This window comes from Flavobacterium sp. UBA6135, assembly GCF_002428305.1.
Lineage (GTDB): Bacteria > Bacteroidota > Bacteroidia > Flavobacteriales > Flavobacteriaceae > Flavobacterium.
This window is the reverse complement of record NZ_DIVJ01000001.1, coordinates 1-21,262: the sequence shown is the minus strand read 5'-3', so window position 1 is coordinate 21,262 and position 21,262 is coordinate 1. Positions and strand designations below refer to the sequence as shown.

The 21,262-nt window shown below is 32.4% G+C and carries 17 protein-coding genes; 13 read left to right on the top strand and 4 right to left on the bottom strand.

Annotated features, from left to right (window positions below; genetic code table 11):
• Window positions 1-4 precede the first annotated feature (4 nt).
• Together B3L86_RS00085 and B3L86_RS00080 are read left to right on the top strand one after the other, a co-directional pair.
• A complete protein-coding gene (locus tag B3L86_RS00085) occupies window positions 5-1,093 on the top strand; it encodes a glycosyltransferase (protein ID WP_291113562.1) in 1,089 nt (362 codons plus the stop codon).
• A gap of 8 nt (window positions 1,094-1,101) precedes the next feature.
• The gene (locus tag B3L86_RS00080; RefSeq protein WP_291113559.1) at window positions 1,102-1,497 is read left to right on the top strand and encodes a sugar 3,4-ketoisomerase; all 396 of its coding nucleotides are present in this window, start codon (window positions 1,102-1,104) and stop codon (window positions 1,495-1,497) included.
• A 3-nt stretch (window positions 1,498-1,500) separates the two neighbouring features.
• Here B3L86_RS00080 and B3L86_RS00075 read toward each other — a convergent pair whose 3' ends face one another.
• The 3 genes from B3L86_RS00075 to B3L86_RS00065 form a co-directional block, all read right to left on the bottom strand.
• Window positions 1,501-2,436, bottom strand: a complete 936-nt coding sequence (locus B3L86_RS00075) for a glycosyltransferase family 2 protein (RefSeq protein ID WP_291113556.1) — start codon at window positions 2,434-2,436, stop codon at window positions 1,501-1,503.
• 77 nt (window positions 2,437-2,513) lie between these two features.
• Window positions 2,514-3,248, bottom strand: a complete 735-nt coding sequence (locus B3L86_RS00070; RefSeq protein WP_291113554.1) for a class I SAM-dependent methyltransferase — start codon at window positions 3,246-3,248, stop codon at window positions 2,514-2,516.
• Window positions 3,241-4,140 carry a glycosyltransferase family 2 protein gene (locus B3L86_RS00065; RefSeq protein WP_291113552.1) on the bottom strand — a complete coding sequence of 300 codons (900 nt, stop codon included), beginning with the start codon at window positions 4,138-4,140 and terminating at the stop codon, window positions 3,241-3,243. Before B3L86_RS00065 ends, B3L86_RS00070 begins: the two co-directional genes overlap by 8 nt.
• Window positions 4,141-4,575: 435 nt before the next feature.
• Here B3L86_RS00065 and B3L86_RS00060 point away from each other — a divergent pair, with 435 nt between their 5' ends.
• Window positions 4,576-5,685, top strand: a complete 1,110-nt coding sequence (locus B3L86_RS00060; RefSeq protein WP_349679467.1) for an MBOAT family O-acyltransferase — start codon at window positions 4,576-4,578, stop codon at window positions 5,683-5,685.
• Window positions 5,686-6,627: a hypothetical protein gene (locus B3L86_RS00055; protein ID WP_291113547.1), complete on the top strand. Its 942-nt coding sequence runs from the start codon at window positions 5,686-5,688 to the stop codon at window positions 6,625-6,627. It begins immediately after the preceding gene.
• A gap of 129 nt (window positions 6,628-6,756) precedes the next feature.
• Here B3L86_RS00055 and B3L86_RS00050 read toward each other — a convergent pair whose 3' ends face one another.
• The gene (locus tag B3L86_RS00050; protein ID WP_291113544.1) at window positions 6,757-7,440 is read right to left on the bottom strand and encodes a cell division ATP-binding protein FtsE; all 684 of its coding nucleotides are present in this window, start codon (window positions 7,438-7,440) and stop codon (window positions 6,757-6,759) included.
• Window positions 7,441-7,653: 213 nt separating this feature from the next.
• Between B3L86_RS00050 and B3L86_RS00045 the strand changes: the two genes are divergently transcribed.
• The 9 genes from B3L86_RS00045 to B3L86_RS00005 all read left to right on the top strand — a co-directional run bounded on the left by B3L86_RS00045 (window position 7,654) and on the right by B3L86_RS00005 (window position 21,138).
• Window positions 7,654-10,668: a tetratricopeptide repeat protein gene (locus tag B3L86_RS00045; protein ID WP_291113541.1), complete on the top strand. Its 3,015-nt coding sequence runs from the start codon at window positions 7,654-7,656 to the stop codon at window positions 10,666-10,668.
• A gap of 33 nt (window positions 10,669-10,701) precedes the next feature.
• A complete protein-coding gene (locus B3L86_RS00040; RefSeq protein ID WP_291113538.1) occupies window positions 10,702-12,462 on the top strand; it encodes a TonB-dependent receptor in 1,761 nt (586 codons plus the stop codon).
• Between the two features lie 100 nt (window positions 12,463-12,562).
• Window positions 12,563-13,006 (top strand): hypothetical protein, encoded by a 444-nt coding sequence (locus B3L86_RS00035; RefSeq protein WP_291113535.1) that lies wholly within the window; start codon window positions 12,563-12,565, stop codon window positions 13,004-13,006.
• A 27-nt stretch (window positions 13,007-13,033) separates the two neighbouring features.
• A complete protein-coding gene (locus B3L86_RS00030) occupies window positions 13,034-13,927 on the top strand; it encodes a T9SS type A sorting domain-containing protein (protein WP_291113532.1) in 894 nt (297 codons plus the stop codon).
• A gap of 235 nt (window positions 13,928-14,162) precedes the next feature.
• On the top strand, window positions 14,163-15,779 hold the full coding sequence (asnB, locus tag B3L86_RS00025; protein ID WP_291113529.1) for an asparagine synthase B: 1,617 nt from the start codon (window positions 14,163-14,165) through the stop codon (window positions 15,777-15,779).
• 416 nt (window positions 15,780-16,195) lie between these two features.
• Window positions 16,196-18,136: a DNA topoisomerase (ATP-hydrolyzing) subunit B gene (gene gyrB, locus B3L86_RS00020; protein ID WP_291113527.1), complete on the top strand. Its 1,941-nt coding sequence runs from the start codon at window positions 16,196-16,198 to the stop codon at window positions 18,134-18,136.
• Complete coding sequence (locus tag B3L86_RS00015) at window positions 18,129-19,136, top strand: DUF6588 family protein (RefSeq protein WP_291113524.1); 1,008 nt, start codon at window positions 18,129-18,131, stop codon at window positions 19,134-19,136. Before gyrB ends, B3L86_RS00015 begins: the two co-directional genes overlap by 8 nt.
• A gap of 24 nt (window positions 19,137-19,160) precedes the next feature.
• The gene (gene mdh / locus B3L86_RS00010; RefSeq protein ID WP_291113521.1) at window positions 19,161-20,096 is read left to right on the top strand and encodes a malate dehydrogenase; all 936 of its coding nucleotides are present in this window, start codon (window positions 19,161-19,163) and stop codon (window positions 20,094-20,096) included.
• A 127-nt stretch (window positions 20,097-20,223) separates the two neighbouring features.
• A complete protein-coding gene (locus B3L86_RS00005) occupies window positions 20,224-21,138 on the top strand; it encodes a T9SS type A sorting domain-containing protein (protein WP_291113518.1) in 915 nt (304 codons plus the stop codon).
• Window positions 21,139-21,262 lie beyond the last annotated feature (124 nt).

Below are 21,262 nucleotides of genomic sequence, written 5' to 3'. Positions count from 1 at the left end.
AAAAATGAATAAAGAAAAAATTGACCTTAAAATAGCCCTTATTGGAGATATATTGGCAGGCGGAGGTGCCGAAAAAGTGCATGCTACACTTTCAGTTTTTTTTGAAAACAATGGAATTTTGGTTCACAACATTATTATTTTTGATGATATTGCGTATGAGTATTCAGGAAAATTATTGAATTTAGGGAAAATGAAAAACAAAACTATTTTCGATAAACTCAAAAAAATATATGTTTTACGAAAGTATCTTAGAGAAAATAAAGTAGATCATATTATTGATTTCAGGTATCGTGTAAATAATTTAAATGAACTTCTTATAAGATATTTTGCCTATAATGTTCCTGTAATTTATACTGTACATAGTGGTTTTATCCAGTGGTATGTTCCCAAAAATAATATAATTGCCAAATTGATTTATAAAGGAACCTATATTGTAACAGTCAGTAAAGCAATTGAAGAAAGAGTAAAAAAAATATTGAATATCCCTATTCAAACAATTTATAATCCTTTCGATTTAGAACAAATAGAACAGAAAAGCAAACTGTTTATTCCCGAAGAAAAAAATTACATTATTGCAGTAGGAAGAATGAATAACAAAGTAAAACAGTTCGACAAGCTGATTGAGGCGTATGCAAATTCTGTTTTACCGGAAAAAAATATAAAACTTTTAATTTTAGGTGAAGGAAAGCACTTCAATGAATTGGAAACATTAGTAATACAAAAAAATCTGAGAAATAAAGTAGTTTTTAAAGGTCATCAACAAAACCCGTTTCCATATCAAAAAAACGCTATTTTTTCAGTTTTATCAAGTAAAAATGAAGGTTTCCCGAATGTATTAATAGAAAGTCTGGCAACAGGAACACCCGTAGTTTCGTTTGATTGTTTTACAGGGCCAAATGAAATTATAACACATAAACATAATGGACTTTTAGTAGAAGATCAAAATATAGAAAAGCTCACAAAAGCCTTGAACGAAATGATAGCGGACCAAGAACTATACAGGTTTTGTAAATCGAATGCCATTGAAAGTGTGGAGAAATTTGCATTGGAGAATATTGGAAAGCAATGGTTGAACTTTTTAAAATATAAATAATTTGCTCTATGAATATAGAAATTTTACAAATTCCAAAGAGAGAAGACTATCGAGGTAATCTTGCCATAATTGAAAAAGATACAATTCCTTTTGAAATCAACAGAGTTTATTATCTTTTTGATGTTCCAAGCAGTTCACACCGTGGAGGTCATGCTCATAGAAACCTGAAGCAGTTGCTGATTGCTGTTTCCGGAAGTTTCGATGTTGTTTTAAAAACACCAACAGCAACTCAAAAAATAACATTGAATAAACCAGATAAAGGATTGCTTATTAATGAAAATATTTGGAGGGAATTAGAAAATTTTTCTTCGGGGTCAGTTTGTTTAGTTTTAGCTTCTGAAGTTTTTAGTGAAGAAGACTACATCCGTGATTTTGATAAATTTTTAGATTATAATAAGAAATAGCATTTAATAAGAAGTAACTCTAAAACCTTTTACCAACAAAAAGGTCTTCACTTTTTTAATCATTTTCAAAAGAAAAGCAGGAGAAAACAATAGTATTTTTTGTTTCAAGGTCAAATTAGATAAGTTGATTTGTTTTATCATTTTTTTGTATGAACTACTATTGTTTTCTATTTTGTATTGTTTAGCTTTAGTGTATCGCTGAAAATCCAGAAATTTTTTTAAAGAACTGTTTCCCGGGTTATTTTGCTCGTAAAAATCAAAATTGGTTATTGTTTTGGGACTCAATTTTCCCTGAGTTATTTGATTTTGTGAATGTACAATATAGCTAGTCAAAGGTACATTTGAATATGCTAATTTGAATTTTAAATTAGCCCTTATGTTAAAATCAATGTCTTCACCAAAGGTTATGGCAGTATTAAACATGCCAACATCGTTAAATACATTTTTTTTAACACAAAAGCCTGATAGGTTATATAATGATTGCATAATGTTAATTCTAAAAAAATCATCTATTTGTGATTTTTCGGGTAATTTATCCGAACCATTTTTGGGTAATACAATTTTGTTATTGACATCAATTTCTTCATAGTTTGTAGCATATAGCGAAGCAAGGGGAAACTCTTTAATTAACTTATTAATTTCGTATAAAAAATTTTCCTTCCATAAATCATCTGCATCCAAAAAAGTTACATATTCAGCATTTGAATTTAGTATTCCCGTATTCCTTGAAGCTGATAAACCTTTGTTAACATCGTGTTCTATAATTCTAACATTGGTATTTGTAAAACTCTTTATCTCACTTAGACTTCCATCAGTCGAACAATCATCCACAATAATTAATTCAAAATCTGTAAACGTTTGATTCAAAACACTTTTAATAGTATTTTTAATAAAGTTTTCTTTATTATAAAGTGGAATAATAACTGAAAATCTTGGCATTAATTTGTCTTAAATTTCAAAAGTATTAAATTTAATAAGAAGTAAAAAAAAATCATGTGAAAGAATTTATTCATTCATCAATTTTTAGAAACCACCAAAATGACTTCAGGAACAAGACCTAAATAATCGTCATAGTTTTTATAATCTCTAATTTCAACTTTCAAGCTTTCTTGTTCTAATCTTGATTTTAGTCCTTCGATACTATATATCCTTACATGGTCTTCTTGTCCAAAATGCTTCAACCGTTCTTCAGGTTTTGTAATTGCAAAGTTTTCATAGATGTTTCCTTCTTTAAAAGGAGTTTGAATAAGTATTTTTCCATCTTGTTTCAGAACCCTTCTAAGTTCTTTTATAGCTTTACTATCTTCAATTACATGTTCTAAGATGTGATAACAAATAATTAAATCAAATTGATTTTCTTTAGCGTTGATATTAGTGATGTCATAGTTATATTCTGCAATAAAATCATCCGATAAATCTGAAGCTATATAATTGATTGTTTTTATTTTTTTTAATTTTCGGTATAAACATCTACTAGGGGAGAAGTCTATAATTAACATATCTTTTTGCAGGTATTCATTGTTTAAAAGTGTCCATAATCTTCTATTTCTAGGTAAGCTCCCGCAATTAGGACATAACTTGCCTTTTTCTTTTTGCTCAATGAAGTGTTTTAGTTTTGAATTACAAATAGTACATAGGTTAGTATTTCCTTTGTAAAAGAAGGAAATCATTTTTCTGATAAGTTGTTCGTTTTGAATTAATACTCTTTTTGGAATGAGTTTATAAACATTTTTTTTTATAATGTTATACATTGGATTTGTTTTTTAGTGAACACATATAGCCCAATCGATATAGATCAAAGCACAATAAATTAGGGTCGCCTTTTACTATTTGTTTTTTTAGAAATGATTCAAAACATATGAATAAAAAGGCAACAAGATTTTTTGTTCTCCATTTATTAATTGTTTTGTAGTGTTTGATTAAACCATTTATTTTTTCAATTTCTGGTTTATCCACCAAATAATTAAATCTTCCTACAACCGATTCTAAAGATTTCTTAAAAAATTTTTCATTTGGCTCTAATCCTAAATGTACGATTTCATTATCAATATGTAAAACAGTACTGTTTTGCATATAAAGGTTGTATGAAAAAAAGATGTCTAATCCATAAATATTTTTGTTTTCAGTAAAGTTAGAAGCAAAAAAAAGTGACTTTTTAATAAGTATATTACCTGAAAAAATATAACTGAATGGATTTTTATTTCTATTAAAAGCTATGTTTTGTTCTCTTGATTTACCATATTTCCATCGCAAAATAAACGTTTCAGGAGGTCTGGTCTCTGAATAGGAGTATCCGCCACAGACTACATTATAACTTTGTGTAATATATGGGATGTATTTTTGAATGAAATTTTGGGAGAGAGGTATTACATCAGCGTCTAAAAACAATAGTGTATCATAAGTGGCTATTTTAGCCAGTTCATTTCGGGTAACTGTTCTCCCTTGATTAATTTTATTATAAAGGTATTTACAATTAGGTAAAGAGTTGATTTTTTGATTTGCCGTGATTAAGTCTTGGTTTGTTGAACCGTCATCCAAAACTATAATTTCATAGGATAGCGTTTCATTTGCCATCATTTTTGAAAGAACAAAAACCAAGTCAGTAATTTTATATTCGTAGCAAGGAATAAGAATTGATAACATTTTTAGATTTCAGTAAAAGAAATTATATATTTACAAAGTAAAGGTTTTTTAGTAATTCACAATCAAAGAGCAGAAAAGATTTGCGTTTGTTTGAAAAAAATTATCCTTGTATTTATGCTATTTAACAAAATAGAATTTGCAGTTTTTTTTCCTCTGGTATTTTTGTTGTATTGGTTTGTTTTTAATAGAAAGTTAAAACAGCAAAATTTATTTTTATTAGCAGCGAGTTTTTTCTTTTTTGCTTGTTTTGATTGGCGTTTTTTGTTTTTACTTCTTTTTTCTATCCTGTTGGATTACTCCATTGCACTTAAAATATTCAATTCTAAAAACAATAAAAAAAAATGGCTTTGGTTTTCTGTCATAGTAAATTTGTGTTTTCTTGGATTTTTTAAATATTTTAATTTTTTTATTGACAGCTTTTCAGAATTAATTTCTTTGTTTGGATTAAATCATAATGTTTGGTCTTTAAAAATTATTCTACCGGTTGGTATTTCTTTTTATACATTTCATGGTTTGTCTTATGTGATTGATGTTTACAATGGAAAAATAAAGCCCGTAAAAAGCTTAGTGGATTATTCTCTTTTTGTTAGTTTTTTTCCATTGCTTGTTGCGGGTCCGATAGAAAGAGCGACACACTTATTACCTCAAATTCAAAGAAAAAGGAGTTTTGACTATTCTAAATCTGTAGATGGATTAAGACAAATTTTATGGGGATTAGTCAAAAAGATTGTAATTGCTGATAGTTGTGCTATTTATGTTAATGAGATTTTTGAAAATCCCAGTGACTATTCAGGTAGCACTTTGTTTCTTGGTGCTATTCTTTTTTCATTTCAAATTTATGGAGATTTTTCAGGTTATACCGATATTGCTTTAGGGACTGCTCGAATGTTAGGTATAGAACTTTTGCAAAACTTTTCATTTCCTTATTTTTCCCGTGATATCGCTGAGTTTTGGCGGCGATGGCATATTTCTCTCTCAAGTTGGTTTAGAGATTATGTGTATATACCACTTGGAGGGTCAAGAGGTACAATTTGGGAAAGCATTAGAAATGTATTTGTGATTTTTTTATTGAGTGGTTTTTGGCATGGGGCAAACTGGACTTTTCTTTTTTGGGGATTTCTACACGCTTTATTTTTTATTCCTTTGTTGCTAGCAAATAAAAACCGAAAAAATTTAGAAATAGCCGCTCCAAAAAAGATAAAATCAGCTTTACTAACTTTTTTTCAAATAGCAGTTACTTTTAGTCTGGTTTCTATTGCATGGATTTTTTTTAGATCAAGTTCTATTAGTTTTGCTTTTAGTTACATTGATAACCTGTTTTCAATTTCATTATTTTCATCACCGGAAATTTTTCCAAAAACGCTATTAGGTTTTATATTTTTGTTCATAATGATTGAATGGTTTGGGAGAAAAGATAATTACGCCATAGAAAAATTTGCCTTAAACTGGAAAAAGCCTAACAGAATCGTTTTTTATTATATTTTGACTCTTTTGATACTCTATTATTACGGAAGAGATTATCAATTTTTATATTTTCAATTTTAGATGACTACATTAGTAAAGAAAATAGTGCTCTACTTATCTCCATTACTCTTTCTATTCATAGGAATTGAAATGTTTTACCGATTTGTTCCAAATGATTATTCAACTAAATATGAAACAATACCTAAGAAAACAGACACGACAGAAGTTTTAATTTTTGGAAATTCACATACTTTTTATGGATTGAATCCCAAATTTTTTGATAGACCTACTTATAATTTAGCTCATATTAGTCAAACACTATATTTTGATAAGTTATTGTTTGATAATTATATTGATGAATTTAAAGCTGTTAAGTGTGTTATTTTGCACATTGAATATACAAGTTTAAGTGAAATAGTAGACACAAAGGAAAATAATTGGAGAAAATATTATTACCAAACCTACATGAATTTAGATGTTCCTTCAATTAAAAAATACGATTATAATAAATGTATTTTATCTTCTACAAGAAGCGTTAATGCCAATATAAAACTTATGCTGAGGTATTTAAGAGAAGGCACTTTAGTTGATTGTGATGATAATGGATTTGGTACCGATTATACAAAAGAGAAGAGCATAAGTATATCAAAAAAAGATGCTTTATTACGAGTTAAAAATATTGAAGATAATTTAATGAATTTTGATGATAATATTGTTAGAATACAATCCATTATTGCTGTTTGTAAAGAAAGAGGAATAGAAGTAGTTTTGTTGAATATGCCTGTAACAGATTATTTTTCGGAAGGGGTTAACCAGCTTAAACTAAGAAAGATTCAAGAAACATGTAAAACCATTGCTGATCATAATGAAAATGTAAGTTATCTCAATTTATTTAAAGATGAGCGGTTTACAAATGATGATTTTTATGATGCAGACCACATGCACACAGAAGGTGCAACTAAATGTTCAAAGGTTGTAAATAGTTATGTTGAAGAAATTTTAAAAGAAGATAATGCAGAATAGAGTGTTTGATTATTTAGTTTTTTACAACATGTTTCATAGTAAACTTGTTGAATGGAACTGAAAAAAAAGGATGTTATAAAACCCTGAGCTTCATAAAAAGAAAGAAAAAGGTAATCTGTTTTTTTTGACTTACACCGTTCGTTGCACCACTTCAAACAAAGTGCTGTCTTCGCATTTCAACGTTTTTGAAGGGAATTTCATAATTAATGCATAATCATGAGTGGACATAATAATGGTTTTTCCGTTTTCGTTGATTTTTTTTAAAACACCCATGACTTCCACGCTGGTTTGCGGGTCAAGGTTTCCGGTTGGTTCATCGGCTAAAATTAATTCCGGATTGTTTAATAAAGCTCTGGCAATTGCCACTCGTTGTTGTTCACCACCCGAAAGTTGATGCGGCATTTTAAAGGCCATTGATTTCATGCCAACTTTATCTAAAACTTCATCAATTTGATGTTTGCGTTCTTCGGTTTCTTTCCAACCTGTGGCTTTTAAAACAAAATCCAAATTGTCAAAAATGCTACGATCAGGCAATAATTTAAAATCTTGAAAAACAATTCCAATTTTTCTTCTTAAATAAGGAATGTCACTCTCTTTCAATTTTGCTAAATCAAAATCTACAATATGTCCTTCACCACTAGTTAAAGGTAAATCCGCATAAAGTGTTTTCATCAAACTGCTTTTTCCGGAACCGGTTTTTCCTATAATGTACAGAAAATCACCGCGTTTCACTTCCAAAGAAACGTTTTGAAGTACCATGTTGTTTTCTTGATAAATAGTAAGATTTTTTAATTCTAAAATGGAATCTGACATAGGTATGATATTTGAAGGGTAAAAGTAGTAACTTAACGAAGGTTATCAAAATTTTATTTTAATTAATGTTCTCAACCACTCAGCATCTCAGCATCTCAGCAACTCAATCCCTCAAAAAATGTTTAAAACCTTGTTCATAATAAAAACATTCATTAACTCGTTACATGCATAGGTAAATGTTACCTTTGAATAGTTCATAAAAACCCAATAAATATGCGTCAATTAACCTATTTGTTTGCTGTCTGTTTGACAGTAATTTGTTTTTCGGTTCAGGCTCAACGAACTGAAGTTTACACCAATCCGTTAGAGGAATACAATCGGGCCCTTCAATTGTATAAAGACAAACAATACCAATCTGCTCAAATTTTATTCAAAAAAGTAAAAGATTCACAAGATAATTATGAAGTGCAATCCGATTGTGCCTACTATATTGCAAATTGTGCCATTCGTTTAAATCAAGCCAATGGTGATGTGTTGATGGAAGATTTTGTAGAGCGTTATCCCACCAGCTCCAAACACAATCAAGCCTATATTGAAGTGGCTCATTATTATTTTGACGAAGGGAAATTTCCCCAAGCTTTGCAATGGTTTGATAAAGTGGATGAAAGTAACTTGACAAATGACGAAAAAGAAAAATTCAACTTTCAAAAAGGATATGCTTTGTTTTCGGGAAATAAAAAGAAAGAAGCTTCCAATTATTTCAAACGTGTAGAAAATTCAAAAGAATTTGGTTCACAAGCAAAATATTATTTGGGTTATATGTCTTATGAATCAGACAATTATACGCAAGCAAATGAATATTTTGAACAAGTTGAAGACGAAAAGAAATACAAAGAAAAAATGTCCTATTATCAAGCGGACATGAATTTTAAATTGGGAAATTTTCAAAAAGCTATTGATTTAGGAATTGCTGCGATGCCAAAATCGGATGCTACCGAGAAATCAGAATTGAATAAAATTATTGGCGAAAGCTACTTTAATTTAAAACAATATGACAAAGCAATTCCTTACCTAAAAGAATATAAAGGCAAAAAAGGAAAATGGAGCAACACAGATTTTTACTTGTTTGGTTATTCCTATTACAAGCAAGGCGACTATGAAAATGCGATTGCTCAATTCAATAAAATCATTGAAGGAAAAGATGGTGTGGCTCAAAATGCGTATTATCATTTGGGTGAAAGTTATTTGAAATCCAACAAAAAACAACAAGCGTTGAATGCTTTTAAAAATGCTTCTGAGATGGATTTTGATTTAAAAATTCAAGAAGATGCTTTTTATAACTATGCCAAATTAAGTTATGATATTGGAAATCCTTATCAGAGTGTGCCGGATGTGATGGTGGCTTTTTTAAATAAATATCCCAATACGCCAAACAAGCAAGAAGTGGAAACACTTTTGATTAATTCGTATATCACTTCAAAAAACTACAAAGAAGCTCTGGTTTTATTAGAAAAAAATAAAAGTTTTGAAAACAAACAGGCGTATCAAAAAGTAACCTTCTACAGAGGTTTGGAGCTATATACTGACGGAAATAACCAAGAGGCTTTGGCAATGTTCAAAAAATCATTGGCAGAACCTCGTGACCCAAAATTTACAGCTCGTGCCATGTTTTGGAAAGGGGAAAGCGAATATACTTTAGACAATTTTGGAGAAGCTTTGTTAAGTTTTAAACAGTTTTTGGGTTATCCGGAAGCCAAAACTACTCCTGAATATAAAAATAGTAATTACAATTTGGCTTACACGCATTTCAAATTGAAAGAATACGAACAAGCAGCTACCTTTTTTCAAAAACACATTGATGTGGCAAAAGAAGACAAAACAAGGCTGAATGATAGTTATTTGCGTTTGGGTGACAGTCATTTCGTATCCGCAAAATATTGGCCGGCTATGGAAGCATACAACAAGGCCATCGAATTAAAAGTGGTGGATTCCGATTATGCGGCTTACCAAAAAGCCATCAGCTATGGATTTGTTGCCAGAAACGAAAAAAAGATTGAAGACTTAAATCTGTTTTTGAAAAATTATCCAAAATCACAATTCCGTGACGATGCTTTGTTTGAGTTAGGTAACACGTATACCAATGAAAATAAATCCGATTTGGCATTAAAAATTTATGACCAATTAATTTCAGAATATAAAAACGGTTCTTTTGCCGCAAGAGCAATTTTGCGTCAGGGATTGATTTATTACAATGATGATAAACCGCAATTGGCGTTGACAAAATTCAAAAAAGTGGCAGCCGATTATCCTAGAACTACTGAAGCTATGGAAGCGGTTACAACGGCCAGACAAATTTATGTGGATACCGGCAAAGTAGATGAATATGCCACTTGGGTGAAAACCTTAGATTATGTAGAAGTATCCAATGCTGATATTGATAATACGTCGTATGAATCGGCAGAAAAAATGTATTTGCAAAACAATTCAAAAGGAGCTATTTCAGGTTTTAGCAGTTATGTTTCCAAATTTCCAAATGGAATTCATGCTTTAAAAGCCAATTTCTATTTGGCTCAATTATATTTTGCAGATGGATTGGAAACCAATGCCATTCCGCATTATGAATTTGTAGCTTCTAAATCACGAAGTGAATATACGGAACAAGCTTTAGCTAGATTGACTGAAATTCATTTAAAGAAAAAAGATTACGCAAAAGCAATTCCGGCTTTGAAACGCTTGGAAGTAGAAGCAGATTTCCCTCAAAACATCACCTTTGCTCAATCCAATTTGATGAAAGCATATTACGAACAAGAAGATTATGCCAATGCCGTAGTTTATGCTGATAAAGTGTTGAACAATGCTAAAGTTGATGATCGAATCAAAAGTGATGCTTACATGATTGTGGCTAGGTCTGCCATGAAAACGAAAGATGAAGCCAAAGCAAAAACGGCTTATGCAACGTTAATGACCATTGCCAAAGGCGAATTGGCTGCCGAAGCATTGTATTATGATGCGTATTTTAAAAACAAAGAAAATAAGTTTGAAGCATCAAATACTGCCGTTCAAAAATTAACCAAAGATTATTCCGGTTACCGATATTATGGAGCTAAAGGATTAGTTGTAATGGCTAAGAATTTTTATGGATTAAAAGACAGTTTTCAAGCTACTTACATCTTGGATAGTTTGATTGCAAACTTCAAAGAATATCCCGATGTAGTGGAAGAGGCACAAAAAGAGTTGGCCATTATCAAAGGCGAAGAAGCCAAACGCAACTCATCGATTCAGAATTAATTAAAAAGTAAGCAGTTTTTAAAAAAGTAAATTATGCAAAGCAACCCAAAATACCTTTTAATCTTATTGCTGATTATTGCTCAGACAACATTAGCACAAAAGAAAGATGAAAACATAGGAACCGAAGTGGTGAATGTGGTAAAACCTTATACGGCAACTATTTCAGATGCTTTTAAAGTGAAAGAAACACCTTCGTTGGATGACGAAGACAATTCTAAAAAAGAAGACATTCAATACAATATTTTTTCTTTTCCCGTAGCGTCCACCTTTACACCTGCCAAAGGAAAAGCAGCCGGAGTTGATAAAGCAAAAAAGGAAAAATTATTTTCAAATTATGCCACTTTAGGTTTTGGAAATTACGGAACAATTATTGGTGAATTATTTGTTACAGAACAACTCAATCGCAATGAATATGTTGGCGGAATGTTGCGTCATCATTCTTCTCAAGGCGGAATCGAAGAAGTATTATTGGATGATAAATTCTATAACACGTCATTGGATTTAACTTATGGAAATCAAAACAAAGACATGTCTTGGAATGCAGATTTGGGTTACCAACATCAAATTTATAATTGGTATGGAACTCCTGATTATTTAATTGGTTCACTATCACAAGAAGACCGCGATTTGTTTTTGAACGGAATTGACCCACAACAAACCTATCACAATTTTTATGTAGGTGGAAAGTTAAGCATGGAAGACAGTTTTTTCAAAGGAGCAAGTATCAAATACAATCGTTTTTGGGATGCCTATAATTCGGCAGAAAACAGATTGATTTTGAAACCAACTTTTGAATTTGCCATTAATGATTTTCAAATCAATACCAAAGTAATTGTTGACAATGTAAGCGGCTCTTTTGAAAGAAGTTATTTCGATTCAAATAAAATAGATTACGGATTTACCAATGTGGGAATTCATCCAAGTTTTGTTTACAATCAAGATGATTTGTCCATGAATATCGGAGCTGCTTTTTTCTACAGTATTGCCAGCGAAGGTGACAACAACCTTTTTGTTTATCCACAAATTACAGCGGCTTATAAAGTGGTGGGTGATTTAATGATTTTTTATGCAGGTGCAGAAGGATCATTACAACAAAACAGTTACAGAGAATTTACTAATAGCAATCCGTTTTTGTCGCCAACGCAATTTATGACACCAACCGACAGACAATATGATATTTTTGCCGGTTTAAAAGGGAAATTGGCCGGGAATATCAGTTATAACGTTCGAGGTTCTTATACGAATGAAAAAGCCAAAGCGTTGTTTAAATACAATAGCTTGGAATCATTCACCTCTATGGATCCGAGTAACAAAGCATACGGCAACGGTAATTCCTTTGGCGTGGTGTATGATGATGTGAAAACTATTGCTTTTTCAGGGGAATTAAAAGCTGATTTTTCAAAGAATGTATCTTTTGGACTTAATGCTACTTTAAATAGTTACACTACCAACTTTGAACAAGAAGCATGGAACTTACCGGCCGTTACTGTAGGAAGTAATTTGAATGTTACCTTTACTGAAAAATGGTTTGGTGGTGTGGAAGCCTTTTTTGTCGGACAGCGTTATGATGAATATTTAACAGTAGCAAATGACCCACTATTTTTAGACAGAAACAAAGCAACATTAAACAGTTATTTTGATTTGAACACCAATATCGGTTACAAACATAACGAACGTTTGACAGGTTTCTTACGCTTGAATAATATTTTGAATCAATCGTATGAGAAATGGTTTAACTTTCCAGCACAACAGTTTCAAGTGGTGCTAGGAGCCAATTATAAGTTTGATTTTTAAATTTATCTAACCGCATACAAAGATTTTAAAAAGTCCGCAAAGTTTAGTAAGCCTTGCGGATTTTTTTAACTCAGCATCTTAGCAACTCAGCACCTCTAAAATGAAACAACAAATTATCCAACATTACAATCAATACCTTAACGACCGCATCACTTCCTTACGTGAAATGATTGATGGCTTAACCGAAGACTCAAAAAATGATGCCAAAGGTTCTGCCGGTGACAAACATGAAACCGGTTTGGCGATGATGCATTTAGAACAGGAAAAACTGAATCAAAAGCTATCAGAGGTTTTGGCTACGCAACATAAATTCTTGAAAATTGATTATGCTATTGCATCAAATCAGGTAGTTTTAGGAAGTTTAGTTCAAGCAAACGACACTTTTTTTTTGATGGCAGTTGCTTTACCTAAAATTGAAGTAGAAGGCAAATCTGTTTTTGGGATGTCGCCTCAATCCCCTTTGGGGGAATTGTTTATGGGGAGAAAAAAAAATGAAAGCATCGCTTTTAATGGTAAGAATTATAATATCACAAGTATTTTTTAGTAACTTTGATTGTCTAAGTTTAAAAATATGAAAAGAATTGTTCTTTTTCTCTTTTGCATTTTTGGTTTTTCTGCCTTTGCTCAAATGGCTAGAGTTCAACTAATGGTTAAACCGGGTTACTTGTTATATGAAAATGCTAATTTCAATTCTCTCTATTCCAACGATACAGGTTTGAATCAAATTATAAGTCCTTATTTTGCAAGCATGGAGAGTACAGTTGTCTTTGTTGAAAACCAAGCTCTTTACAGCCCTTCATTTGGAATCTTAACTACAGACTCAGTCTCAGCTACTGCCCTTGTTAATGACTTAAATAACTACGATTCGGTTGTGTATTACGCTTCTATCGAGCAATTTGAAGGAACATACAATCATTATCATTATACACGGTTAAGTAATTTGATGAATGGTAATTTGGTTTCAATAGATTCAAATGGGTTAGTGGTGACATCTAATACTCTTTTGAATACAATTTTTCAACAATTTAATGTAAATTTTTATGAATTAGCATTTCCTTCAAGTACTTCGTGTTGTTTAAATTTATTCACTGTAGGTTGTCAATTTTGTGATACCGCTGGTCTCAAAACAGCGTTGCAAGGTTTGGAAGGTGGAGTTTTAGTAAATTCGTCTACAAGTAATATTCCTTATGCCTTTTTATCAATAGATGACAAGGACTTCGAAAAAATGAGTATCTTATTCCCAAATCCAACAACCGGAATTTTTGAAATTCAAATCAATGGTCAATTTCAAGATTTGGATTTAGAAATTTTTGACAATAATGGTCGCATTGTCTACAAAAGCAAAATGAATATACTCCAAGATAGTTCGCAAGCAATAGATATTTCTTCACTTTCAAATGGTATTTATTTTTTAAGAGTCAAAAATGAACAGTTTTCTCAAACTGAAAAAATCATAAAAAAGTAAAGAAAACTACAAGATACCTAAAACTCCTTTTGTCACAGAAAGGAGTTTTTTTTTGCTAGAAATTACAATTTATAATCAGTTACTTCAATTTATTAGATTTTAAGTTTCATTTATGATGCTATTATGAGTTTTTAGTTTTAAATTATAATTAAAAAACCAATATTGTTTTATAAATATAAACTAAATACCCACTTTTGCTTTATCAAATAAATAATAATCTGAAAAGCAAAAATATATGTGCGGAATATTAGCCATTATAGGAAAAGGAAAAGACGAAGCCTTAGTGAAACAATTATCGAAACGAATGTCACATCGCGGTCCGGATGAAAGTGATGTGCACATTACTGAGAAAGGTCATTTTTTATCCCATGAACGTTTGTCAATTATCGACTTACATACCGGAAAGCAACCCATTCAAGGGTGTGATACCGCTTGGATGGTGCATAATGGCGAAATCTACAACCACCAAGAATTGCGGGATACCATTTTAAAAGAGCATACGTTCAGAAGTACATCCGATTCGGAAGTCATCGTGCATTTGTATGAAAAATTCGGTTACGATTTTTGTCATTTACTAGACGGCATGTTTGCCTTTGTTGTGATTGATGGCGATGATTACATTGCGGGTCGCGACCCACTTGGAGTAAAACCATTGTATTATGGTTTAGACGAACGTGGACGCATGTATTTTGCTTCAGAAATGAAATCTATAGCTGACCAATGTAAAACTTTTTCAACCTTTCCTCCGGGACATTATTATACGCCCGAAACAGGATTTGTAAAATATTACCAACCAAAATGGGAAGATCCTGAAGCAGGAGTAGAGGAGTTGGATTTAGCCGCAATTCGTGAAACCTTATCAAAGGCAGTAGAAAAACGATTGATGAGCGATGTGCCGATTGGTGTATTATTATCAGGAGGTTTGGATTCCTCGTTAACTTCCTCTATCGCCGCTCGTATGATGAAAGAAAAAGGCAAAACCTTGCATTCTTTTTCAATTGGATTAGATCAAGATGCTCCCGATGCAAAAGCAGCTCGTAAAGTAGCCGATTTTTTAGGAACGGAACACCATGAAATTCATTTTACGATAGAGCAAGGTATTGAGATTATTGATAAATTGATTTGGCATTTAGAAACGTATGATGTAACGTCTGTCAGAGCGAGTACGCCTATGTATTTCCTTTCTAAAGCCATTACAGAAAAAGGTATAAAAGTGGTTTTATCAGGTGAAGGAGCCGATGAAATATTTGGCGGTTATCTTTATTTTAGAAATGCACCATCGGTAATGGATTTTCATAAAGAAACTATCGAACGAGTTCAAAAGCTTTTCACGGCCGATTTGCTTCGTGCAGACAAATCAACAATGGCTCATGGTTTAGAAGCCAGAGTACCATTTTTAGATAAAGCCTTTTTAGAATTAGCCATCAAAATCAAACCGGAGGAGAAAATGCCTATTACTTATGATGGCGTTGAAAAATACATCCTTAGAAAAGCATTTGACACCCCAGAGCAGCCTTATTTACCTCAAGAAGTATTATGGCGTCAAAAAGAACAGTTTTCAGACGGTGTGGGCTACAATTGGATTGATACGTTAATAGACTATTGCTCTTCTCAAGTATCGGATGAAGATTTTGCAAAAGCAGCAACATTATTTCCATACAATACGCCGGCAACCAAAGAAGCTTTCTTTTACAGAAGTATATTTCATAAACATTTCCCACAGCAAGCAGCTGCTCAAACCGTTCGCAAATGGATACCGAAATGGCAAGAAAACCAAGATCCAAGCGGAAGAGCAAATGCTGCTCACGTAAAAGCAGATACCGCCATTGCTAAAGATTCAGTTATAGTATAAAATTTTTCAGATTGCAGTTTAGTTTGTTTGTTAGAAGCGTCTCGATTTATCGGGGCGTTTTTTTTTTGTATCTTTTGTCATTCTGAACTTGTTTCAGAATCTTTTTAACTCTAACTCTTTCAAGCTGAACTCATTTCAGCTTCTGGCAACACTGTAGAAACTGAAACAAGTTCAGCTTGACAATAGAGGAGATTTGTAATATCACTATGTTTCATTCTAATTTCTTTGAATTTTTATTACAATGGTCAATGATTTTCTTATAAATTACAACTAATAGAATCTTTCCAAAATAGTGAAAAACTTACACGTTTTGTTAATAACTTATACCTTTTGCAGGTGAGGTTATAGTCAAAAATCGCTCAATTTTTGCTATATTTGCATGTTTGACAAAAAATGCATTTTTAGTATAAAAATTTATGAGCGACGAAATTAAAAAGAATAGTTATTCAGCGGATAGTATTCAGGCTTTAGAAGGAATGGAGCACGTAAGAATGCGTCCTTCCATGTATATTGGAGATACAGGTGTTAGAGGTTTACACCACTTGGTTTATGAAGTTGTTGATAACTCCATTGACGAAGCGTTGGCAGGACACTGTGATACCATCACCGTTTTTATAAATGAAGATAATTCGGTTTCTGTAGAAGATAACGGACGTGGAATTCCGGTGGACATGCACAAAAAAGAAGGTGTTTCTGCTCTTGAAGTAGTAATGACAAAAATTGGAGCCGGAGGTAAATTTGATAAGGATTCTTATAAAGTTTCAGGAGGTTTGCATGGAGTTGGGGTTTCCTGTGTAAATGCACTTTCTGACCATTTACGAGCAACAGTTTACAGAGACGGTAAAATTTACGAACAAGAATACGAACGCGGAAAAGCAATGTATCCTGTGAAGCAAATTGGTGAAACAACCAAACGCGGAACGATGGTTACGTTCAAACCCGATACTACAATTTTTACGCAAACTATTGAGTTTTCTTATGATACATTAGCCGCTCGTATGCGTGAACTTTCCTTTTTAAATAAAGGAATCACCATTACAATGTGCGACAAAAGAAATTTGGATGAAAAGGGCGAATTAGTTACGGAAACTTTCCATTCGAAAGAAGGTTTGAAAGAATTCGTTAAGTTTTTAGATGGAAACCGTGAACCAATCATTTCCCATGTAATAAGCATGGATAATGAAAAAGGCGAAATCCCGGTTGAGGTGGCGTTGGTTTACAATACCAGCTATTCAGAAAACATCTTTTCGTATGTAAACAATATCAATACCCACGAAGGTGGAACGCACTTGCAAGGTTTCCGTATGGGATTGACACGTACGTTGAAAAAATATGCAGACAGTTCAGGGTTATTAGATAAATTGAAATTTGAAATTTCAGGAGATGACTTCCGAGAAGGTTTAACAGCAATTATTTCGGTAAAAGTTCAAGAACCACAATTTGAAGGACAAACCAAAACCAAATTAGGAAATAGAGAAGTAGTTTCTCCGGTAAGTCAATCTGTTGCAGAAATGTTAGAGAATTATTTGGAAGAAAATCCAAATGATGCTAAGATTATTGTACAAAAAGTAATTTTAGCTGCTCAAGCCCGTCACGCGGCCAAAAAAGCTCGTGAAATGGTACAACGTAAAACTGTTTTAGGCGGTGGTGGATTACCCGGAAAACTTTCTGATTGTTCAGAACAAGATCCACAAAAATGTGAGATTTTCTTAGTCGAGGGAGATTCGGCAGGTGGAACGGCAAAACAAGGTCGTGACAGAGCATTTCAAGCCATTTTACCGCTTCGTGGTAAAATATTGAATGTGGAGAAAGCCATGCATCATAAAGTGTTTGAAAACGAAGAAATTCGCAATATTTTTACCGCTTTAGGTGTAACCATCGGAACAGCCGAAGATTCAAAAGCATTGAATTTAGAAAAATTGAGATACCACAAAGTAGTCATCATGTGTGATGCTGATGTGGATGGTAGTCACATTTCTACCTTAATATTAACCTTCTTTTTCCGTTTTATGAAAGAATTGATTGAGGGTGGTCACGTTTATATTGCAACACCGCCTTTATATCTAGTTAAAAAAGGAAACAAAAAAGAATACGCTTGGACGGATGATCAACGTGATATGATTAACTTGAAGTTAGGAGGTTCAGCTGCAATTCAACGTTATAAAGGTTTAGGAGAAATGAATGCGGAACAACTTTGGGAAACCACTTTGAATCCTGATTTCAGAACTTTACGTCAAGTTACAATCGACAGCTTAGCTGAAGCAGATCGTATTTTTTCCATGTTAATGGGAGATGAGGTGCCGCCGAGAAGAGAGTTTATTGAGAAAAACGCTGTTTACGCAAAAATTGATGCGTAAACTGCACGCTTTTATAATAGGAATAAGTTGTTTTGGTATGGCAGTTACTGCTTCAGGTCAAACGTCTTCACAATTAGAACAAATTGGGTACCTCTTAGGAGATGCCCTTTTTTATTCTGAAAAATACCTCGTCCCTGCAACCGATGCTGCTGTTTATCAAGCTTCAGCTTCTTGGGTGATTTCACCTAAAAAGAAGAAGAAATGGACCGCTACATTTGGATTGCATGCCAATGCTTTTTTTGTACCTAAAAGCAACAGAACCTTTGATATAAAAAATGAAGATTTTAATTTTTTTGAAATAGAAAATCAAACTTCAGCAACAGTGCCAACTTCTTTGGGAAATGATGATCGCAATTATTTAGTTGGCGATTTAGATGGTGAACAAATCCGATTGCGAACGCCTTATGGTGTTAATCAAGAAGTAATTGTTTATCCGTATTTGGTTGGTGCTCTGGAATTGCCTTATGGTGCCGAATTAGTGGTGCGATATTCTACACGAACCAAATTAAAAAGGGGTGAATACCAAGTATATGGTTTCGGATTAAAACAAAATATAAGTCAGTTTTTTCCAAAATTAGAAGAAAAAAAATACCATTTTGCCGTAATGGGAATGTATTCCAATGAAGATATTACGTTTGAATTTTTAGATATTAATACCCAATATGGTAATTTAGGTATCAATCAAATTTCGGGATTGGTTGACACCTACCATCTGCAATTTGCTGCTTCAAAAGAAATCAACCGTCTAGAAATTATGACTAGTGTGATTGTAAACCGAAGTAATTTTGAATATATCGTCTCTGGAAATAAGGGTGCCATTGAATCCATTTTGCCGGTTCAACAGGTAATCAATAATCTTTTGGAAACAATTGCAGAATCAAAAACCAATGTCTTGGGAGAAGTTGCTTTTCGCTATCAATTTAATAAAATTTATCTGCAGAATTCGATTGCTTTTGGTAAATTTGTAAACGCAAATATTGGAATTCAATATCAATTATAAATACTTAACTTAAATACGAATAAAATGAAAGTTACCATTGTAGGAGCAGGTAATGTGGGTGCAACTTGTGCCGATGCTATTGCTTACAGAAGAATTGCAAGTGAAATTGTATTATTAGACATCAGAGAAGGTTTTGCAGAAGGAAAAGCTTTAGACATCATGCAAACGCAAACTACTTTAGGTTTTAATACAAAAGTTTCGGGAAGCACTAATGATTATGCTAAAACAGCAAACAGCGATGTAGTAGTTATCACTTCAGGAATTCCAAGAAAACCGGGAATGACTCGTGAAGAGTTAATCGGAATCAATGCAGGAATTGTGAAGTCGGTTGCCGAAAATTTATTACAACATTCACCAAATGCAATTGTAGTTGTGGTTTCTAATCCAATGGATACTATGACTTATCTAACTTTAAAGGCAACAGGTTTACCAAAAAACAGAGTGATTGGAATGGGTGGTGCTCTGGATAGCTCACGTTTCAAAACCTATTTATCACAAGCTTTAGATAAACCGGCAAACGATATCCACGGAATGGTAATTGGTGGTCACGGTGATACTACTATGATTCCATTAACAAGATTAGCAGCTTATAACGGTGTTCCTGTTTCAGAATTTTTATCTGAAGAAGAATTGACTAAAGTAGCTTCAAGTACGATGGTTGGAGGTGCAACACTTACAGCATTATTAGGGACTTCTGCTTGGTATGCACCGGGAGCTTCTGTAGCTTATTTGGTGGATAGCATCTTAAACGACCAGAAAAAAATGATACCGTGTTCGGTATTTTTAGAAGGGGAATACGGGCAAAATGATATTTGTATCGGTGTACCATGTATTATCGGTAAAAACGGAATCGAAAAAATTGTCGATTTAGAGTTAAATGATGATGAAAAAGCATTATTCGCTAAAAGTGCAGATGCTGTTAGAGCCATGAACGGCGATTTGAAATCGGTTTTATCATAATTACTTTATTAAATTTTTAAGAAGTTTCAATTGTTTTTTTAAATAATTGAAACTTTTTTATTTTTAATTAACAAATTTCTTACATTTGATTTAATTAGCAAATTTATTAATCTATAAATAGAATTTAATGAAAGTAATATCTTTAAAAAAAATCATTCAATTTTATTTAATTTTAATGATCAGTAATTTTTGTTATTCACAAATTTATTATTCAAACTATTTAGATGAAACTTGTCAATGGAAAGGTCTTAGTATTGCTCCCACACCTTTTTATATTGAAAAGATGTATCGAACTGTTTATTTTGAAGGTACAGTTAATTATAATGGCTACACCTATTACAAAGAGAAGTTTTTAACTTTATTTGAGTACTATGATTACAATGGTTCGTTTGTAAGTTCTACATTGTTTGATCCACCTGAATATAATTTGATTAGAGAAGATCCGACTGGTAAAATTTACAGAAGGCCTTATGCACAACTTGATACAGAAGTACTTGTTTTAGACAACCAAACTATTATTAATGCTCAGGTTGGAGATAATTTACCGTCTACACCAGACTTTTTTTTCGGAATATGTGAAATACTAACAATACATACAATTACTATAGATGATTTAAGCTTAAAACATTTGATAGGAGCGGGTGGTCCTGCAACAGGAATAGTTGAAGGTATAGGTGTTGTTAGTCAAAGTTGTGCCAGTGGAGGTAGTTTAGTTTGTTTTTCTAAACAAGGTGAAACGGTTCAATTTCAGCCTATTGATTGTGATTTATTTCCATCACCCGAAGCCTTATCAATTCCCGATTTGCAACTAACTAAAATATTAATTTTTCCAAATCCTATTAGTTCTAGCTTCACAATAAAATCTAATAAAAGTATGATTAAAAAGATTGAATTGTGTGACGTTCAAGGAAGAATTTTAAAAATAGTTCAGATAAACCAAATGACTTCTGTAATAAATATCTCAGACTTTGCAAAAGGAACTTACATCGTTTTAATAGAAATAGACGAAGGCGTGGTAAAAGAGAAAATCATTAAACATTAGTACATTTTAAAAGCATAATTCGTTAAAAGTGCAGATGCTGTTAGAGCCATGAACGGCGATTTGAAATCGGTTTTATCATAAAAATTTAATTATAGCCTCAAAGAGACTGCATTTTTGCAGTCTT